13 protein-coding genes and 3 tRNA genes are annotated in these 19,506 nt (G+C 66.8%); 3 read left to right on the forward strand and 13 right to left on the reverse strand.

Features of this window, described 5'->3' with window-relative positions:
- Positions 1-149 precede the first annotated feature (149 nt).
- Positions 150-1,781 (reverse strand): S1C family serine protease, encoded by a 1,632-nt coding sequence (locus NVV90_RS14085; protein ID WP_258437901.1) that lies wholly within the window; start codon positions 1,779-1,781, stop codon positions 150-152.
- A gap of 346 nt (positions 1,782-2,127) precedes the next feature.
- Here NVV90_RS14085 and NVV90_RS14090 point away from each other — a divergent pair, with 346 nt between their 5' ends.
- On the forward strand, positions 2,128-4,182 hold the full coding sequence (locus tag NVV90_RS14090) for a TPM domain-containing protein (protein ID WP_258437902.1): 2,055 nt from the start codon (positions 2,128-2,130) through the stop codon (positions 4,180-4,182).
- 101 nt (positions 4,183-4,283) lie between these two features.
- On the forward strand, positions 4,284-5,072 hold the full coding sequence (locus NVV90_RS14095) for a PspA/IM30 family protein (RefSeq protein WP_258437904.1): 789 nt from the start codon (positions 4,284-4,286) through the stop codon (positions 5,070-5,072).
- A 126-nt stretch (positions 5,073-5,198) separates the two neighbouring features.
- On the opposite strand, the gene NVV90_RS14100 is transcribed toward NVV90_RS14095, so the two are convergent.
- From NVV90_RS14100 to NVV90_RS14140, 9 genes are all read right to left on the reverse strand, one after another.
- The gene (locus NVV90_RS14100; protein WP_258437905.1) at positions 5,199-5,978 is read right to left on the reverse strand and encodes a GntR family transcriptional regulator; all 780 of its coding nucleotides are present in this window, start codon (positions 5,976-5,978) and stop codon (positions 5,199-5,201) included.
- A gap of 92 nt (positions 5,979-6,070) precedes the next feature.
- Positions 6,071-6,144: transfer RNA gene (locus NVV90_RS14105), tRNA-Met, on the reverse strand.
- A 59-nt stretch (positions 6,145-6,203) separates the two neighbouring features.
- A complete protein-coding gene (locus NVV90_RS14110) occupies positions 6,204-7,340 on the reverse strand; it encodes an acyl-CoA dehydrogenase family protein (RefSeq protein WP_258437906.1) in 1,137 nt (378 codons plus the stop codon).
- Positions 7,333-8,328, reverse strand: coding sequence for an electron transfer flavoprotein subunit alpha/FixB family protein (locus NVV90_RS14115; RefSeq protein WP_258437907.1), 996 nt, complete (start codon positions 8,326-8,328; stop codon positions 7,333-7,335). Before NVV90_RS14115 ends, NVV90_RS14110 begins: the two co-directional genes overlap by 8 nt.
- A gap of 11 nt (positions 8,329-8,339) precedes the next feature.
- Positions 8,340-9,116 (reverse strand): electron transfer flavoprotein subunit beta/FixA family protein, encoded by a 777-nt coding sequence (locus NVV90_RS14120; RefSeq protein ID WP_258437908.1) that lies wholly within the window; start codon positions 9,114-9,116, stop codon positions 8,340-8,342.
- 227 nt (positions 9,117-9,343) lie between these two features.
- A tRNA-Met gene (locus NVV90_RS14125) sits at positions 9,344-9,420 on the reverse strand.
- Positions 9,421-9,557: 137 nt separating this feature from the next.
- Positions 9,558-9,631: transfer RNA gene (locus NVV90_RS14130), tRNA-Met, on the reverse strand.
- A gap of 215 nt (positions 9,632-9,846) precedes the next feature.
- Positions 9,847-12,843, reverse strand: a complete 2,997-nt coding sequence (locus NVV90_RS14135; RefSeq protein WP_258437909.1) for a UPF0182 family protein — start codon at positions 12,841-12,843, stop codon at positions 9,847-9,849.
- A 133-nt stretch (positions 12,844-12,976) separates the two neighbouring features.
- Positions 12,977-14,113, reverse strand: a complete 1,137-nt coding sequence (locus NVV90_RS14140) for a PDZ domain-containing protein (protein WP_396125310.1) — start codon at positions 14,111-14,113, stop codon at positions 12,977-12,979.
- Positions 14,114-14,327: 214 nt separating this feature from the next.
- On the opposite strand from NVV90_RS14140, the gene NVV90_RS14145 reads away from it, so the two are divergent.
- Entirely contained in the window at positions 14,328-15,758 is a 1,431-nt protein-coding gene (locus tag NVV90_RS14145; protein ID WP_258437910.1) for a zinc-dependent metalloprotease, read from the forward strand.
- Here the strand turns inward: NVV90_RS14145 and NVV90_RS14150 are convergent.
- From NVV90_RS14150 to nudC, 3 genes are read right to left on the reverse strand one after another with little or no spacing between them, the layout of a single operon-like run.
- A complete protein-coding gene (locus NVV90_RS14150; protein WP_258437911.1) occupies positions 15,755-16,348 on the reverse strand; it encodes a M48 family metallopeptidase in 594 nt (197 codons plus the stop codon). The genes NVV90_RS14145 and NVV90_RS14150 overlap by 4 nt on opposite strands.
- A complete protein-coding gene (locus NVV90_RS14155; RefSeq protein WP_258437912.1) occupies positions 16,348-18,480 on the reverse strand; it encodes an ATP-dependent DNA helicase UvrD2 in 2,133 nt (710 codons plus the stop codon). Before NVV90_RS14155 ends, NVV90_RS14150 begins: the two co-directional genes overlap by 1 nt.
- Complete coding sequence (gene nudC / locus NVV90_RS14160) at positions 18,477-19,466, reverse strand: NAD(+) diphosphatase (protein WP_258437913.1); 990 nt, start codon at positions 19,464-19,466, stop codon at positions 18,477-18,479. Before nudC ends, NVV90_RS14155 begins: the two co-directional genes overlap by 4 nt.
- Positions 19,467-19,506: the final 40 nt, after the last annotated feature.

Here is a 19,506-nt window from a genome sequence, read left to right on the forward strand (position 1 = left end):
GTGGGCTCGTCCTAGCTAAGCATATTGCCCGCCAAAACCCTCGTGGGCGTTAACTCCTGTTTCGTCCTGCCTTGCAGGAATGCCCGACGGCGGGCGGCACCGCTTGGGTGCCGCCCGCCGTCGGGCATTGCTGCTGTCAGCGCAAGCCGCTACTGGGCGGCGTCCAGAGTCACGTCGATCTCCTGGGACTGGCCGTTGCGGACGATCGTCACCTTGACGGTGGCGCCGGCCCGCTCCTCGCGCACGGCAGCGGTGAGCTGGTTGGGATCGCTGATGGCGTGGTCGCCGAACTTCGTGACCACGTCGCCCACCTTGATGCCTGCCTTGGCCGCGGCCGAACCGCTGGTCACCGAGGCCACCTCGGCGCCGATGGAGAAGCCCGAGGTGCTGCCGGTGGCGGACTTGGAGCGCACGCTCACGCCGAACTGGCCGTGGCTGGCCTTGCCGGAATCGATGATCTCCTGGGCCACGCGCTTGGCGTGGTTGATGGGGATGCTGAAGCCCACGCCGATGTTGCCGCTGGAGGAATCGGAGCTGCCGCTGCCCGCGGAGGCGATGGCGACATTGACACCGATGATCTCGCCCTTGCTGTTGACGAGGGCGCCGCCGGAGTTGCCGGGGTTGATGGCCGCGTCGGTCTGGATCACGTTGATGGAGATCGACCCCTCGTTGGCGGTGGCCTGGCTCTGTCCGCCGCCGGGAGGGGCGAACTGGAAGCCCTGGTCACCGCCCTGGCTGTTGTCGGTTCCGTCCTTGGGCGCCGCCGAGGAAGCCACGCTGATGGTGCGGTTAAGCGTGGACACGATCCCGTCCGTCACTGTTCCGGTCAGCCCAAGCGGCGAACCGATGGCGACGGCGGTGTCCCCCACGTTGATCTTGTCCGAATCGCCCAGCGTTGCCGGGACGAGTCCGGAGGCGTTGTCCACCTTGATGACGGCAAGGTCGGAGAGCGGATCGGTGCCCACCACGGTGGCCTTCAGGATACGGCCATCGTTGGTGCGGACCTCGATGGAGGCATTGGCGGTCTTGCCGTCCAACGTGACCACGTGCGTGTTGGTGAGGATATGGCCCTTGTCATCGATGATGATGCCCGAGCCCGTGCCGCCCTCGTTGCCGCTGGTGGCCTTGATGGTCACCACGCTGGGCGAAGCCTTGGCAGCCGCGGCCGTGATGACGTTGACGTCGTCCTTGTTGTTGACGATGACCGTGCCGGGTTGGCTGCCGTTGACCGCCGCCGGGGTCCGGTCGCCCAGAAGCAGGCCGCTGGTGGCAGCCACGCCGCCGCCGATCAGCCCGGCCGCCAGGATGCTCGCCACGAGGGTCCCGACGCCGAACACCGGCTTGCGCTTGGTGGTCACCGCGGCAGCGTGGTGCGGGGCGTGCGGGAACTGTTGCTGGGGCATGCCCGGCGTCTGGCCGCCCTGAGTCTGGGGAGTGCCCTGCGGCCCTCCGTAGAAGGGCTGGTGGTGCGGGTAGTTCGGCCGCTGCGATGCGCCGTAGTCCGGGCCGGAGAACCGGGGGCCCTGGTACTGGGTGTCAGGGTGGTGGACGTCAGCGTGCTGGACGTCAGCGTGCTGGACCGGCTGAAATGGAGAAGCAGCCTTGGTGCCTGCAGCTTCACCAACGGCGGGCTGCACGGCAGTCTGCTGCGTGGGCGCATCCTCGAGGCGTGCGTCCTCAGGGAGGCTGGCCTGTTCGGGCGACACGCCTGCCGTCTCCGGGGCGGGTCCGGACTGGCCGCGGTTCTCAGGTGCGGCGCCCTGCGCTGGGTTCTCCGTCATGGGTCTTCCTTTCATCCTCGTCTGATACAACTATGGCCCGTCTTGCTGGAACAAAGTCGGACGTTCGCTGGGAGCTTGCTGAACGCCTCCGGACTGCGAGGTTTCGGGTACTGGATCCACGTCCGGCGGCTGCGGATTCTGAGGCTCAACGCAGGAGGAATGCTGCCTTCTCCCCGTTTCGCTGGCGGCTTATTTACCGCCGTGGACGCGCTGGAAGGTGCACCATAGAATCAAGTGGAATTGCCACAGCGACCTGCGGCTTTACAAACCATGCGTGGGGGCGCTGCTGCATTCTGTGACGATTGGTTCGCCTTGTTCCAGTCGCAGACGTGCTGAAGGGTTGCACATGCGGTCAATGTTGAAACGAGTACTCGCCGTGATCGGCGTGGCTGGAGTGTTGGCCCTTCCGGCCACCGCAGCCTGGGCCGAGAGTCCGGTGACCCTGGACCCGGTCACGAAGATCGTGGATTCGGCTGGGGTTCTTGGGGGCAAGAAGGCCGAAGTCCAGGAAGCCATCAAGAAGCTCGGGACCGAGCATTCGACTGTGCTGCATGTCGTCACCGTCAAGAAGTTCGAAAACCCGACTGATCGGGAAGCGTGGACCGACGAGGTGGCTAAGAAGGCCAGCCTTGGACCCAATGCCCTCATTTTCGCTGTAGCCACGGACACCAGGCAGTACATCCTGAACAAGCCGAGCGGCAGCAAGATCACGGCCGCCCAAATCGAAAAGATCAAGAGCAGCGCCATAGGCCCTCAACTTGCGAACGATAACTATGCCCAGGCGGCAATCAACGCCGCGGCCGCCATCGGCGACGCCGCAGGCGGCGGAAGCGGTACGGTCCCGAGTGGCGATTCAGGCGCCGGCGTCCTGATCGGTGCGGGCGTTGTCGCGGCCGGCGGCGTGGGCACCTACCTGTACCTGCGCAACCGCCGCAAAAGGAGCCAGGCCTCAAGCGCCAGCTACGGCCCGCAGGGCCAGCAGCTTGATCCCCTTGCATCCCTGAGCGTCACGGAACTCCGGCACAAGAGCGGATCCCTCCTCATCGAGGCGGACGACGCCATCAAGTCCAGCGAGCAGGAACTCGGCTTCGCCCAGGCGCAATACGGCGATTCCGCCGTCGGGAACTTCACCAAGGCTTTGCAGGAAGCCAAGGGGCACATGACCGAGTCCTTCAAGCTGCAGCAGCAGCTCGACGACCACATTCCGGACACCGAGGAGCAGCAGCGCAGCTGGCTGGGCGAGATCATCCGCCGCTCCGAGGCCGCGTTGGCCTCCCTGCAGGAACAGAAAGCCGATTTCGATTCCCTGCGCGAGCTGGAAAAGAACGCTCCGCAGGCGCTGGCTGCCGTTGGCGCGGGAGCCAAGGAAGCGGACGCGAAGATCGTCCGGGCCGAACAGTCTCTCGGTGAGCTGCGCGCCAAGTACGCGGACAGCGCCCTGACGCAAGTAGCGGACAACATCACCCAGGCTAAGGAACGGCTGGCCTTCGTGCAGAACGCCACCTCCACGGCACAAGAAAAGCTCGCAGCCGGCGAGAACAGCCTTGCGGCAGTCGCCGTGCGCGCGGCCGAGGAAAGCCTCCACCAGACCAACGTCCTCATCGACGCCATCTCGAAGGTGGCAGGCAGCCTGGACGAGGCCCGGAAGTCGCTGGAGAACGCCGTAGTGGACACCAGCCAGGACCTGGCCCAGGCCAGGGCCATGATCCAGTCCGGCGAACACCCCGAACTCGCCGGACCGGTGGCGGGCGTGGAATCCGCGCTGGCCCAGGTGAAGGTGGAAATCCAGGGCGGCAAGATTGACCCGATTGCCACGCTCGACCGTGTCGAGGCGGCACACCAGGCCCTGGACCAGTCCCTGACGGGCATCCGCGACCAGCAGGAGCAGGCCCGCCGTGCGCAGGCATCCCTGCAGCAAACCATCATGGCGGCACAGTCGCAGATCAGTGCCACCTCGGACTACATCACCGCGCGCCGCGGCGGCGTCGGCACCGAGGCCCGCACGCGCTTGGCCGAGGCCCAGCGGAACCTCGACTACGCCCTCTCCATCTCCCGCAACGATCCTGTCACTGCGCTCACCTACGCCCAGCAGGCCCACTCGCTGGCCGCGCAGGCTGCCCAGCTGGCCCAGGCCGACGTGGACCAGTTCGGCGGCTATGCCCAGCAAGGCTACGGCCGGGGCGGCATGTTCGGCGGCGGAGGAGGCGGTGGCGGCCTCGGCGGCGCCATCCTGGGCGGCATCCTCATCAACTCCATCCTGAACGGTGGCGGAGGTGGCTGGGGCGGCGGCCACAGCGACGGCGGCGGCGACTCCGGCGGATTCTTCGGCGGCGGCGGTGACTCCGGCGGAGGCGGCGGAGGCGGCTGGGGCGGCGACTCCGGCGGAGGCGGCGACTTCTAACCCACACAGACTAGGTGGGGTCCATGCCTCACGTAGAAGCGGTACAACAACTGATCACTGATTTCGGTGGCCACCACTGAGCAGGACGAAAGGCAAACACCATGGTTAAGCAGTCCATTTTCGGTCGGATCGCGCAGCTCGCCAAGGCAAACATCAACGCTTTGCTGGACCAGGCTGAGGACCCGCAGAAGATGCTGGACCAGATGGTCCGCGACTACACGAACAATATCGCCGAGGCAGAGTCCGCGGTGGCCCAGACCATCGGAAACCTTCGGATGCTCCAGGCGGACTACAACGAGGACGTCAAGAACGCCCAGGACTGGGGCAACAAGGCACTCGCAGCGTCCAGGAAGGCCGACGAGTACCGCACGGCCGGCGACACCGTGGATGCCGTAAAGTTCGACAACCTCGCCAAGGTGGCCATCCAGCGCCAGATGTCGGCGGAAGCCGAGGCCAAGGCTGCGGAGCCGAACATCGCCTCGCAGACCGAGGTGGTGGACAAGCTCAAGAGCGGGCTTGACCAGATGAAGAACAAGCTCAACCAGCTCACCAGCAAGCGGAACGAACTGGTGGCCCGTTCCAAGACCGCGGCGGCACAGTCCCAGGTGCACGATGCCCTCAAGAGCATCGACATCATGGACCCCACCAGCGAGGTGGGCCGCTTCGAAGAGAAGATCCGCCGCGAGGAGGCCAAGGTCCTCGGCCAGCAGGAACTCGCAGCCTCCAGCCTGGACGCGCAGTTCAACCAGCTCGAGGACCTGGGCGAGCAGACCGAGATCGACGCACGCCTGGCGGCCCTGAAGTCCGGCGGCGCCAAGCCGGCCATCGGCGCCGGAAGCACGGCTGCGGCCGGCAGCACGGTTGACGAAGCAGACTTCGACAAGCTCTAGAGCCAGCGGCCGGGCAGCCTGCCCGCCTCAATGCCTGCCCGCCTCAATGCCTGCCAAAGCAGCTGGCCGGGTCCCGTACGGGGCCCGGCCAGCTGCTTTTGTCGTTCGGATCCGGATTGGGCGGGGTTACGCGTGGCTTGACGACGCATCCGTGGCCACATCAGCGCGGATCTCGAAGCCCTTCGGATGGAAATAGGTCACTGTGCACTCAAGAACTTCACCGTTTGCCCCAAGGGTGGTCCGTTCGAGCCGCGGGACCACCGGAAATTCGTGGACATCGAGAATGCCTGCCACGTGGTCCGGCGGCCGCTGCATGGTCACGGTGATCTCGGCGCGAACCACAGGAATGTGTGCACGGTCCTGGATGACCTGGTAGATGGAATTTCGCTCCACGTCGGCCAGGCTGATGTGCCTGCCGATCTGGGACGGGATGAAGATCTCCGCCAGCGCGTACGGCCACCCTTCACTCAGGTAGGCACGGCGGACCATCAGGACCTGGTTGTCGTCCGAACGGAGTTTCGGCGGCACCGTCGAGTCCTTCTCCATCCACTTGTATTCAAGCAGCGATTTGACGGTCTTGATGCCGGCGGCCGTGAACGACTCCATGAAAGGTGCCAGCCGGTTGAGTGTCGGAACGGTCCGCTGCGACATGACGAAGGTGCCCTTGCCCTGCCGCCGGACCAGCAGGCCCTTGTCCACGAGGGTCTGGATGGCCTTGCGCACCGTGGTGCGGCTGATGGCATACTTCTCCATCAGCTCTTCCTCTGTGGGCAGCCTGGCCCCCGGGCCCAGCTCGCCGATCCGCTCCGTCAGGGCATCTGCAAGCTGCTGGTAGACAGAAATGGGGCTGTCCCGCTGCAAGGTGGTGCTTGCATGGCTCGCGCCCGCACCGGCGTGGCTCGTCATCCGCGTCCCTCCCTGCCGGACCTTGAAACAGACTTGACCGCAAACAAAAAGGTCCGGATCCGTGTTTCCACTGATCCGGACCTTTTCTCCAGTTGCGGGGACAGGATTTGAACCTGTGACCTCTGGGTTATGAGCCCAGCGAGCTACCGAACTGCTCCACCCCGCGTCGCTCGACCAACTGTACAGGTGAACGCGGCTGGAACCAACTCGGCGGCTGGACGGACCCTAGTCCTCCACAGCCAGGCGGCCGATGATCAGGCGCATGATCTCGTTGCTGCCCTCCAGGATCTGGTGCACGCGCAGGTCCCGGACAATCTTCTCGATACCGTATTCGGCCAAATAGCCGTAGCCGCCGTGGAGCTGGAGGGCCTTGTTGGCCACGCTGAAGCCGGCGTCGGTGGCCACGCGCTTGGCCATGGCGCAGAGCCGCACAGTATCCGGGGCGCCCCTCTCCAGGGCATCGGCGGCGCGCAGCAGCAGCGTGCGGGCGGTCTCCAGTTCCGTGTCCATGTCCGCGATCTCGAACAGCAGGGCCTGCTGGTTGATGAGCGGCCCGCCGAATGCCGTACGGGACTTCAGGTAGGCGATGGACTTCTCCAGCGCAGCCTGTCCCCCACCCAGGGAGCACGCCCCCATGTTGACGCGGCCGCCGTTGAGCCCCTTCATGGCGATGCCGAATCCGCTGCCCTCCTCCCCCAGCCGGTTGGCAACGGGAACCCGGACGTCCTCGAAGATGACTTGCCGGGTGGGCTGGGCATTCCAGCCCATCTTCTTCTCATTGGGGCCAAAGGACATCCCCTGGGCCCCGGCCGGCACCACGATCGCCGTGATGCCGCGGCTGCCGGTGTCAGCGGTGCGCGCCATGACCACGTACAGGCCTGCGGATCCGGCCCCCGAGATGAACTGTTTGGTTCCGTTGAGGACGTAATCATCGCCGTCGCGCACTGCCCTGGTGGTCAGTGCCGCCGCGTCGGACCCTGCGCCCGGTTCCGTCAGGCAATAACTGCCCAGGCACTCCATGGATGCCAGCTGCGGCACCCATGCGGCGCGCTGCTCCGGGTTGCCGAAGGCGTCGATCATCCAGGCCACCATGTTGTGGATGGAAATGTACGCCGCGATGGTGGGGCAGGCCTTGGACAGTTCCTCGAAGATCAGCACCGCATCGGTGCGGCTCATCCCGGAGCCGCCGAAGTCCTCCGAAACGTAAATGCCGCCCATGCCCAGAGTGCCGGCTTCGAGGAGCACGTCCACCGGGAAATGCTTGGTCTCGTCCCATTTGGCCGCGTGCGGCGCGATGGCTGTTGTGGCGAAATCGCGCACGGTCTCCACCACGGCCTGCTGGTCTTCGGTCAGTTCAAACATGGACATTCCTGTTCGCGTTGAGGGCCTCGATGAGTTCGGGAACAACGGTGAAGACGTCGCCCACGATGCCGAAGTCGGCCACATCGAAGATGGGCGCGTCACCGTCCTTGTTGATGGCCACAATGGTTTTGGCCGTCTGCATCCCTGCCCGGTGCTGGATGGCCCCGGAGATGCCCAGGGCGATGTACAGCTGCGGGGAAACACTGACGCCGGTCTGGCCCACCTGGGCGGCGTGGCCAACATAGCCGGCGTCGACGGCGGCGCGTGAGGCCCCGACCGCAGCGCCCAGCGCATCGGCCAGCTGCTCCACGAGGACGAAGTTCTCGGCGGACCCCAGGCCGCGGCCGCCTGAAACCACGGTGGCTGCGCTGCGCAGTTCAGGGCGGGCAGAGCCGGTGGCGTCGTCGTTGAAGGCGTCGATCACGGCCGCCTTCGCGGAGGAGGCATCCCAGGCGGTCCCGTCCAAGGAGATCACCGTGAGCTCCGGAACCGCGGGGGGCGCTTGGTCCTCGATGGCCCCCTGCCGGACGGTGATGATCGGCAGACCGCCCTCCACCATGGATTCGACCCTGTACGCGCCGCCAAACACCGAGTGCTGGACAGCCACCGTGCCTTGCCCGCCGCGCAGCTCCACGGCATCGAGCAGGAGGCCTCCCCCGGTCCGGACCGCCAGCCGGGCGGCGACTTCGCGCCCGTCCACGGAATTCGGGACAACGACGGCGGCGGGCTGGAAGAGCTCGACGGCGCCGCTCAGCGCCTCCAGTGCGGGCGTTACCAGGACCGTGTCCGCGGCAGCAGTCACGGCGGAATGGATCCGGACCGCACCCAGCTGGCCAAGCCGCGCGACGTCGTCGTCCGTCAAGGGACGGGCCGAGGCAACCACTGCAACCGGAGTGCCGAGCCTTGCGGCGGCGGCCAGCAGCCCCCGGGCAGAAGCGGCGATCTCGCCGCGGTGGGAAATTTCAACAAGCGCCAGGATGTTCGACATAGCTTTCCTCCTCAGACCAAACGGTTCGTGACAAGGAACCCGGCCAGCTCGGCAGCGGCGTTTCCTTCATCGGTGATCTTCTTGCCGACCGCACGGGCAGGGCGTTCGGCCGTGGATACCACCACGGTCCGGGCAATGCCCTCAGCTGCCGCTGGCAAGCCAAGTCCGGCGGCGGACAGGGTGGTTACAGGTTTGCGCTTGGCCGTAAGGATGCCCTTGAAGTTGGGGAACCGGGCCTCGGCGCTGCGCTCGGTCACGCTGACCACTGCAGGCAGGACCGCGTGGACGTTGAGCGTGCCGTTCTCACCCTGGCGGACGCCGCGGACCATGCCCTCGGAGATGTCGGCCGAGGCCAGCGAGCCCAGCAGCGGCAGGCCCAGGTGCTCGGCCACCATGGCGGGGACCACGCCGCCGCGGCCGTCGGTTGACTCGTTGCCTGCCAGAACCAGGTCGAAGCCGGTGGTCTTCAGCGCCGCCGCCAGGGTCACCGCCGTGCGGGCGGCGTCGGCGCCGGCCAGGGAGCCGTCAAGGACGTGCACGCCCGCGTCGGCCCCCATGGACAGCGCCTTGCGAAGTGCCTGGGTGGCCTCATCCGGGCCCATGGTCAGGGCCACCACCTCGGTGCGCTTGTCGGCATCCTTGAGCTGCAGGGCCACCTCGAGGGCGCGCTCGTTGATCTCATCCATCACGCGCTCGGCCGAGCCGCGGTCCACTTGCCTGGTGGCCAGGTCCAGTGTCCGTTCCTCGGCCGTGTCCGGCACCTGCTTGATCAGCACGACGATCTTCATTCAACAACTCCCTCGGTGTGAACTTGGTGACGCTCTGGATCGAGAATACTAGGAAGTCCAAGTAGTTTCCATAGGTCCGGCGACTTTCTTTCCACGGCGGCGCGGCAGGCGGCCAGCTGCGGTGCGGGAAATCCGGTTGCGGCGGGGGAACCGGCCGAGGGGAAGACCGGGACCGGGGGAAATGCAGAAGGTCCCAATCAGCATGGCTGATCGGGACCTTCTCGACGTGGTTGCGGGGACAGGATTTGAACCTGTGACCTCTGGGTTATGAGCCCAGCGAGCTACCGAACTGCTCCACCCCGCGGCGTAATACCAACTCTACCCCGCCCGGCGGGCACCGCCGACCACGGGCCCTGTGGGATGCGGCACGGAGGCCCAGCACCCCAGGCACAACAAAAAGGTCCGGATCAGTCTTTCCACTGATCCGGACCTTTTCTCCAGTTGCGGGGACAGGATTTGAACCTGTGACCTCTGGGTTATGAGCCCAGCGAGCTACCGAACTGCTCCACCCCGCGTCGCAAGAACAACATTACCGTCCGGTGAATGGCAGACCAAATCCTGGCGGCGTGATGTGCATCTCCCCGGCCCCGAAGACGCCGCCCTGCCCCGGCCAAGGGCCCGAAACCCGGGGCACGAAAAAACCGGCGCCCGCCCCGTTCAGGGCTGGCGCCGGCTTCATCGCTGCCGTTCCGTCAGGCTGTGTGCCGGGCGGCCCGCTGGACAGTCACCTTTATTTGCTGGCCGACGGCGACGGGCTGGCGCTCGGTGACGGGCTCGGCGTCGTGACCGGTTCCGGGACCACACCCAGGCGGGTCTCGGCGTCGATGGCCTTCTTCAGGGCCTCCGACAGCTTGGTCTGCTGGGCGCCGTAGCCGGCGAAGTCGCCCTTGGCGAGGGCGGCCTGGCCGTCCGCGATGGCCTTGTTGGCCTCGTCCAGGGCCGCCTTCAGGTCTGCCTTGGCATCGGCGGTGCCGGGTGTGGTCGGAGTGGTCCCCGGCGTGCCGGGCGTCTGCCCGTTGTTCGCCGAGTCGCCTGCCGTGGCGCCGGAATCGCCGCCGAAGAGCTCATCCAAGGCTTCGTCGAGGGTGGGCGCGAAGCCCACCTTGTCGCCGAAAGCCACCAGGACGCGCTGCAGCGTGGGGTAGGACGTCTCACCGGTGGACTTCAGGTAGACCGGCTGCACGTACAGCAGACCGCCACCCACGGGAAGGGTCAACAAGTTGCCGTTCAGCACATCGGAGGCGCCCTGGCGCAGCAGGTTCAGCTCCCGCGATACTTCCGGATCGGAGTTGAACTTGTTCTGGGCCTGGCCGGGTCCGGGCACCTGCGTGTCCGTAGGCAGCTGCAGGAGGCGCAACTGCCCGTAGTTCTCGGACTTGACGCCCTGGACGCTGCCCGCATCGGAGTCCGCGGCCAGGAAGCCGTAGAGGATGTTGCGGGCGTTGCCGTTGACCACCTGCGGGATGAAGGACGAGGTCAGCTGGAAGGCCGGCTTGTCCTGGTCCGGCATCTGCAGCGACATGTAGAACGGCGGCTGCTTGACAGGATCCGTGACCGTGGGGTCGTTCGGAACGCTCCAGGCGTCAACGTTGTTGTAGAACCGGTCCGCGTCGGTGACGTGGTAGCGTCCCAGCAGTTCACGCTGGACCTTGAACAGGTCCTCCGGGTAACGGACGTGGCTCATGAGCTGGCCGGACATCTCCGTGAACGGCTTGATGGTGCTCGGGAAGATCTTCTGCCACGATTTCAGGATGGGGTCCTGGTCGTCCCAGGCGTACAGGGTCACCGAGCCGTCATAGGCGTCCACGGTGGCCTTGACCGAGTTCCGGATGTAGTTCACGGCGGTGTTCGGGAGGACGGCGGTGCGCCCTGCGGTGGTCTGCGAATCGGAGGTGGCGCTCTGCAGCTGCTGCTGCTGGGAGTACGGGAAGTACTGGCTGGTGGTGTAGCCGTCCACGATCCACTTCACGCGGCCGTCCACCACGGCCGGGTAGGCGTTGCCGTCCACCGTCAGATAGGGGGCCACCTTTTCGACGCGCTCGCGGGGCGTGCGGTCGTAGAGGATCTGGGACTTCTCGTTGACGCCATCGGAGAGCAACAGGTCCGAGGACTGGAACTTGATGGAGTACAGGATCTTGTTCAGCCAGTTGCCGACGTTCGGGCCGCCGTTGCCCGTGAAGGTGTACTGGGTGTCGGCGGTGGCGTCCTTACCGGCGGGACGGTCCTGTTCACGGTGGGCGGCACCTTCCGGGGCCCCCACAATGGAGTAGTCCAGGGTGTTTTCACCGAAGTAGATGCGCGGCTGGTAGTTGGTGTCGTTGCCGAGCACGCCGGTGGAGGGGATGCCGGAGAGCAGGAACTCGGGCTTGCCGTCGGCGGTGAACTTGTTGCCCTTCGCCGCTACCACGCCGTAGCCGTGGGTGTAGACCGTGTGCCGGTTGACCCATGTCTGCTGGCCTTGGCTGACATTGTCCACATTCAGTTCACGGACCGCGATGACGGTGTCCTGGACCTTGCCGTCCACGGTGTACCGGTCCACATTCAGGCTCTTAGGGAACTGGTAGTACGGGCGGTACTGTTCCAGCTGGCCGAAGGCGGAGGACACCAGGTTCGGGTCCAGGAGGCGGATGTTGGCCGCCGTCGATGCGTCCTTGGCCAGGGCGCCCGTGGTGGCAGTGGTGGTGGCCTCATACGCGGATGCCTGGACCTTGTCCAGGCCGTAAGCGGAGCGCGTCATGGAGATATTGCGCTCAATGAACTTGTTTTCCAGGGTCTGCTCGGAAGGGCGGACCTGGAACTGCTGGATGACCCACGGGTAGACGCCGCCGGCCAGGATGGCCGTGATGATCAGCATTGCAGTGCCGATCACCGGGAGGCGCCAGCGGCCGATCACGGCGGCCACGATGAACAGGATGGCTACCAATCCCGCGGCGACGGCGAGGATCGCCTTCGTGGGGATGACCGCGTTCACGTCCGTGTACAGCGCACCGGCCCAGCGCCCCGGGTTGGAGCTCTGCAGTGTGGCGTAGCTGTCCAGCCAGAAGTTGGCGCCCAGCAGCAGGAGGAAGAACGCACCGGTGACAGCGAGGTGGATCTGGGCTGCGCGGCTGGTGAAAATGCCGCGTTCCATGAGCCGGATGCTGCCGTAGAGGTAGTGGGTCAGGATGCCGGCGATGCCCGCCACCACCGCGATGCTGATGAGGAAGCCGGTGAGGAAGCCCAGGAACGGCAGTGTCATCAGGTAGAAACTGATGTCCAGGCCGAACTGCGGGTCCGTCTGGCCGAACTGCTCCTGGTTGAAGAACAGCAGCACCTTCTGCCACTGGCTGGCGGCCGCGCTGCCGGCAAAGAGACCGAACAGCACCGGCAGGCCCACCATGACCACGCGGCGCACAGGTTCAAGCTGCGCCTGGTAGCGGTTGAGGTTGTCGCGGGATTCGGCGTCCGGGGCATACACGGGCCGGGCGTGGTAGGCGATGCGGATGGCGTAGAACACGGCCGCGAACATCAGGATGAAGCCGACCAGGAAGGTGATGATCCGGGCCAGGTTTTCCCGGACGTAGACTTCGAAGAAGCCCAGCTGCTGGTACCAGAGGACATCAGTCCAGACGTTGGCGAAGAAGATGAAGCCCACGACGGCCACCGCGACGACGATCAAAGTCGGCGTCAGGGCACCCCGTCTCAGCGGCGGTCTTCCGGGCGGGTTGGAGCTGGCGGGACGGGACAAACTCGGTACCTCATAGCTGGTCGTCAGTTAACAGTCGGTGTGCGTGTGTCTGACGGCCCCTAACCGGAAGCTGATGGCGAAAGGGCCGTCATATGTGCCACGAGTGGCGGTAGAGCTAAGTTCCACGGTCAGTCTAGTTGTTGGAGCATGCGGGAAGGCGCGCCGTGTCCTGTCCGGCGGCGAGCCGCTCCACGGCGGCTGTCGCCTCCGACAGTGTGGCCACCTTGACCACCTGGAGCCCCTCCGGAACGTGGCCCACCACGTCGTCACAGTTCTCCGCGGGAGCCAGGAACATGGTGGCGCCGCCCTCCCGGGCACTGTGCATCTTCTGGGCGATCCCGCCAATGGGCCCTACCTCGCCTTCCGGCGAAATGGTACCGGTTCCGGCGATGTGCTTTCCGCCCGTCAGATCGCCCGGCGTCACGGTGTCCATGATCCCCAGGGCGAACATCATTCCGGCGCTGGGGCCGCCGACGTTGTCGAGGGAAATGCTGACATCGAACGGGAACGTGAAGTCGTACCCGAGCAGCACCCCGAGCACGTAGCGGCCGGAAGTGCCCTTGCCGGGCGTGATGGTTTCCGTTATCGGGGTGCCGTTGCGGTCAACCACCACGACGGCGGGTGCCCCGGCGCCGGCGGCCAGCTCGGCCTGGATGGTGCTGAGGGTGCTTGCGGGCTTGCCGTTGATGGAAGTGAAAACGTCGCCTTCCTGCAGTTTCCCGGCCGAGGCCGAGGAATCGCTGAGCCCCGCGATCTGCAGCTTCTGCCCGAAGGGGATCTTCAGTTCCCGGAGCGCAGCCGCCACAGCGTTCTCCTGGGAGGTGGCCATCGCCACGGTGCTTTCCTGCGCCGACTGCTCTTCGGTGACACCCTTGGGGAACACCAGTTCCTCCGGATAGACCGCCTGCGTGCTGTCCACCCATGCCCTGAAGGCGTCGAAAATGGTCACCGGGCCCTTCGGGCCGCCGCTGATGTAGACGGTCGTGAGATCCAGGCGGCCCTTGGCCGGATAGCTCTCATGTCCGCGGACGGAGATGACGGGATGGTCGCCGCTGGTGCCCAGGGTGTTGAAGACGGGACCGGGCGACTCGATGACGTACGGCACGGGAAGGGCGGCTGCGCCGATGCCCAGGCCCAGCGCCAGAAGGCCGGAGACCATCATGATCCTGTAGCGCTTATCCCGCGGCGGTTCCGGCGGCACGGGCTGCCAGCCGGCGTCGAACGTGGACGCCGGATCCGCTGGTTCAGCGGGGGGCGGCAAAGTAGTCAATGAGGGCCTCTCCGCGTCTGCATGCTTCTGCGCGACGCTATGGCTCCGGCCACCCAATTGCGGCGACGGGCACGTACCAAATATCCACCCTACGCTGTCGGGCGCCCCGGGAGTGCTTTGCCTACAGCGAACGGTGCCAGATTCAGGCAGACAGCCCCGGGGCTGCGCGGTACGGTGAAAGAGATCACCAGCCAGTTCGACGATCGGCGGCACCATGACCTCCAACCCCAACAACCCGTCCAACGACGACGACACGCCCAAGGATCCGCTGGCAGAGATGCTGCAGAACCTGATGGGCGGGCAGGGACTGGGGAACATCGATCCCGCTGAACTGGCCAAGGCAGCCGGCCTGCCCAACGATCCCCAGCTCCTCCAGCAGATGTTCGCCCAGGTGCAGGCCATGATGAGCTCCACCTCCGAGGGGCCCGTCAACTGGCAGCTGGCGCATGAGAACGCGCGCCGTGTTGCGGCCGCCGGCAGCGACCCATCCGTGAATTCCGCGCAGGCCCGCGAGATCGACGAGGCCCTGCGCCTGGCCGAGCTGTGGCTGGACCCCGTCACCGACCTTTCCGCCACGGGCCTCATCGGAAGGGCCTGGTCCCGTGCCGAGTGGGTCGAAGCAACCCTGGGCACCTGGAAGCGCCTCACCGAACCGGTGGCCAACAGCATCGCCAACGCGCTTTCGGACGCTTTGTCCCAGCAGATGCCCGAAGAGATGAAGTCCATGATGGGCGGCGCGTCCAACGTGCTGCAGAACATGGGCGGCGCCATCTTCGGCATGCAGCTGGGCCAGGCCATCGGCGCCCTTTCAGCAGAGGTCGTCAGCTCCACTGATATCGGCGTGCCGCTCGCGGACCTGGAAATGGCCCTGCTGCCCGCCAACGTGGCGAAGTTCGGTGAAGGGCTCAGCCTGCCGGAGAACGACGTCCGCCTGTTCCTGGCCGTCCGCGAGGCCGCGCATGCGCGCCTGTTCGTACAGGTTCCGTGGCTCCGTGGCCACCTTCTCGGAGCGATCGAGGCCTACGCCCGCGGCATCCACATCGACATGTCCCGCATCGAGGACCTCGCCCGCGATCTGGATCCCAGCAACCCGGAAGGCATCCAGGAAGCCCTGTCGCAGGGTGTCTTCACCCCGGAACGCACCCCGGAGCAGACGGCGGCCCTGGAGAAGCTGGAAACCGCGCTGGCGCTGGTGGAGGGCTGGGTGGACGAACTCACGGCCGCCGCCACGGAAAAGCTCCTGCCTTCGGCCACGGCCCTGCGCGAAACGGTCCGCCGCCGCCGCGCCACGGGCGGCCCCGCCGAACACGCCTTCTCCTCCCTCGTGGGCCTTGAACTGCGCCCGCGCCGGCTTCGGGAGGCGGCCACGCTGTGGGCGACACTCACCAAGGAACGGGGCATCGCAGGCCGCGACGCCATCTGGCACCACCCCGATCTCCTGCCGACCGGCGAAGACCTGGACGATCCCCTGGGCTTCTCCGAGCGGCGGCGCCTGGCCGAAGCCAGCGACAGCGAGGTGGACGACGCCCTGCAGAAGCTGCTCAGCGGCGGCTACGACACCCCGGCCGAAGGCCCTTCCGATGCTGCAGGGCCGGAAGACGGCGATGCTCCGGACGGAACGGATTCCGGCGAAGCCAAGGCCTAAGCGCCTTCGTCCTGGCCCAGCCCGCGCGAAGTGGCGAAGGTGACGCCTTCCAGGAAGGCCTTGGCACGTTCGGTCTCCGGGTAGGCCTCCAGCAGCCGCCAGAAGGCGGCGTTGTGCCCGGCGATGAGCAGGTGCGCGAGCTCGTGCAGCAGCACGTAGTCGATCACCCACTGCGGCATGGGCCGCAGCTTGTCAGAGAGCCTGATGCTCCCGTCCGCCGGCGTGGCCGATCCCCAACGTGAGTTCTGGTTGCCCACCCAGCGGACCGACGTCGGGACCGCCCGGCCGCCCAGGTACGTCCGGGAGAGCACGGCGGCATGTTCGGCGAGTGCGGCATCGCTGGCGGGGCGGCGCCTCCCGCCGCCCCGGGTGCGGCGCTCCCCCTGCTTGCGCAGCTTGTCCAGCATCCGCCGGACCCACTCGCTCTCCTGCGCCTTCGTGAAGTGGGCGGGAATGGCAACCACGGCTTTGCCGTCCTCCCAGAACGCCGCCACGGTGCGGCTGCGCCTGACCGAACGTCGGACGATCACGGGGGCGCCGTCATCGGTGGTCAAGTCGCCGGTGGTCAAGTCGCCGGCAATGGGCGGCATTACTCGCCCGTGTTCTCAGCCAGGACAGCGAGCACCGCTTCGCCGTACTTCTCAAGCTTGGACGGTCCGACGCCGGCCAGCGTGGACAGCTCTTCAAGGCTGGCGGGCTTGGCCTCGGCAATGGCCGTGAGCGTGGCGTCCGTGAAGACCACGTAAGCGGGCACCTCGTTGGACTGGGCCTCGTCCTTGCGCCACTGCCGCAAGGCCTCGAAGGTCTGTTCCTCGTACGTGGGCGGGCACTGGCTGCAGCGCCCCACCTTGCGCTCGGCACCGGTGGCCAGCATGCTGCCGCAGACCCTGCACGACGCCGGCGCCGCGGCCTTGCGCTTGCTCGGCCCGCTACGGCTGCGGGCGCTGGCACCGACCACGGAATCCGGACGCAGCCCATCAAGGAAACGGGAGGGCTTGCGGTTGGCGCGGCCGCCGGGAGTGCGGGCCGTGGACCACGACAGCGTGAGGTGCTCGCGCGCACGGGTGATGCCCACATAGAGCAGGCGCCGTTCCTCGTCCACGCTTTCCGGGGTGTCGGCGAAGGAAATGGGCATGAGCCCCTCGCTGAGGCCCACCAGGAACACGGCGTCCCATTCCAGGCCCTTGGCGGCGTGCAGCGAGGCCAGCGTGACGCCCTGGACGGTGGGTGCGTGCTGGGCCACGGAGCGTTCCTGGAGCTCATTGACGAACTCCGCCAGGGTGAACTCCCCGCCCCTGCTGACGGCCAGCTCATCGGCCAGGGCCACGAGGGCGGCCAGCGATTCCCAGCGTTCGCGCAATGCACCGCCGTTGTGCGGGGCGGCATCGGTGTAGCCCAATGAGGCGACAATGTCCCGGACGACCTGGCCGAGCGGCTCCCGGGGGCCTTCTGCCACGGCCCGCGTGGCCGCACGCAGCTGCAGGATGGCGTCGCGGACCTCCTTGCGGGCGAAGAACCTTTCGCCGCCGCGGAGCTGGTAGCCGATGCCGGCCGAGGCCAGTGCCTGTTCATAGGCTTCCGACTGCCCGTTGGTGCGGAACAGGATGGCCACCTCGCTGGCCTTCACGCCGGCGTCGAGCAGTTCACGGATCCTGCCGGCCACGACGGCGGCCTCTGCCTCGTCGTCCGGGCATTCCATGAAGCGCGGCTCGGGGCCGGCCGGCCGCTGGGCAACGAGCTTGAGCGGGGCTGCCCACGCGGCGTCGGCCATGGGGCCGCCGCTGCGGCGCGAGCCCAGGAGATCGTTCGCGAGCTTCACCACCTGCGGGGTGGAACGGTAGTCGCGGACCAGCTTGACCACATTGGCGCCCGGGTACTGCGCCTTGAAGCCGAGCAGATGCTTGGGCGATGCTCCCGTGAAGGAGTAGATGGTCTGGCTGGAATCGCCCACCACGCAGAGTTCATCCCGGCCGCCCAGCCACAGTTCGAGGAGCCGCTGCTGCAGCGGGGAAACGTCCTGGTATTCGTCCACCACGAAGTGCCGGTACTGCTCCCGGACCGTGGCCGCCACCTTGGGATCTTCCTGGAGGATGCCGACCGTGATCAGGAGCACGTCCTCGAAGTCGATCACGTTGCGGTCCGTCTTGATGTCTTCGTAGGACTGGAACACCCGGGAGACCGCCGTGAGGTCGAAACCGCCGGGAGTGCCGCGGCCCTGGGCGTTCTCCAGGTAGTTCGCCGGAGTCAACATGGACACCTTGGCCCATTCAATCTCCGCTGCGAGGTCGCGGATGGAGGCCCGGTCCGTGCTGAGACGCAGACGCCGTGCGGCCTCGGCAATCATGTTGGCCTTGTGGTCCAGGAGGTTGGGCAGCGTGCCGCCGATGGCCTGGGGCCAGAAGAACTGCAGCTGCCTCAGCGCCGCGGCGTGGAAGGTCCGGGCTTGTACATTGCCGACGCCCAGATCGCGGAGGCGGCTGCGCATTTCCGCCGCGGCGCGGGCGGTGAACGTGACAGCGAGGAGCCGCTGCGGACTGTAGACCCCGGAATGCACGCCGTAGGCGATGCGGTGCGTGATGGCCCGGGTCTTGCCGGTGCCGGCACCCGCGAGGACGCACAGGGGGCCCGTGAGCGTTGTGGCGACTTCGCGCTGCTCGGAATCAAGGCCGCCCAGGATGCGCTCCTCCAGGGAAGTACCGGCGTCGAAAATGCCTTCTGTCACGGCTGGAGGTCCTCGATGACGCCGCCGTACCAGTGCTCGATGAGCGAACGGGCGATCGAGAGGCGCGTGGAGATGGTGATCTCGCCGCTGAGCACGGCTGCCTGGAGTTCCTCACGGCTGAACCAGCGCGCACGGGTGACCTCGACGCCGTCGGGCCGGGCAACGGCGTCGTCCGTGGTGGCGGTGAACCCGAGCATGAGGGAGGCAGGGAACGGCCAGGACTGCGAGCCGAGGTACTGGCACGCAGTGACGCGGACGCCGACTTCCTCTGCGATTTCGCGGGCGACGGCCTGTTCCAGGGACTCCCCCGGCTCCACGAAGCCGGCCAAGGTGGAGTAGTTCTTGGCGTCCACCGGACCTCCGCCGCCGAGCAGGAGTCGTCCGTCCGGGCCGACGACAGTGACGATGATGGCGGGGTCGGTCCGCGGGTAGTGCTCCGAGTTGTCCTGCGGGCAGCGCCGCACCCAGCCGCCGGCTTCGATCATGGTGGGCGTGCCGCACTTGGGGCAGTGGGTGTGCGTGGCGTGCCAGTTGGCGATGGCGCTGGCCTCGACGAAGAGGGCCGTGTCCGTGGCAGCCAGCTGCGCGGCGACGTCGCGGAAGCCCGCAGCGTGGACGCCGGACGGAATGCCGGCCGCTCCAGCCGCCGGAAGCTGGTCCGCGACGTAGAGCAGCACCTGGGTGCCCTCGGCCAGGGATGACGGCCCGAGCGTGCGCCCAAGATAGATGGCAGTCACGTTTCCGGCACCGGTGGCCTGGAGCTCCTCCAGCAACGGTGCGGCGTCCCCGAACCAAAGCCCGTCCCGCGTCACGAGGGCGTTCTTCTGCGAGAGCACCATGGCCTTCGCGGAGCCCGAAGCGATGAGCTCCTCCACCATGCCCGGCTTCATGCGCTCCCCCGAGCCACGGTCAACCCTTGCCGGCGGCACGGGAAGAACAGTGTCAGTCAGGTGGTTTGCCGGCGCCGGCGACTCGGTGTAGCTCATGTACCTACCGTACTGACTCGCACTGACAATTGACATTTGG

It is taken from the genome of Arthrobacter sp. CJ23 (assembly GCF_024741795.1).
Classification (GTDB): Bacteria; Actinomycetota; Actinomycetes; order Actinomycetales; family Micrococcaceae; genus Arthrobacter.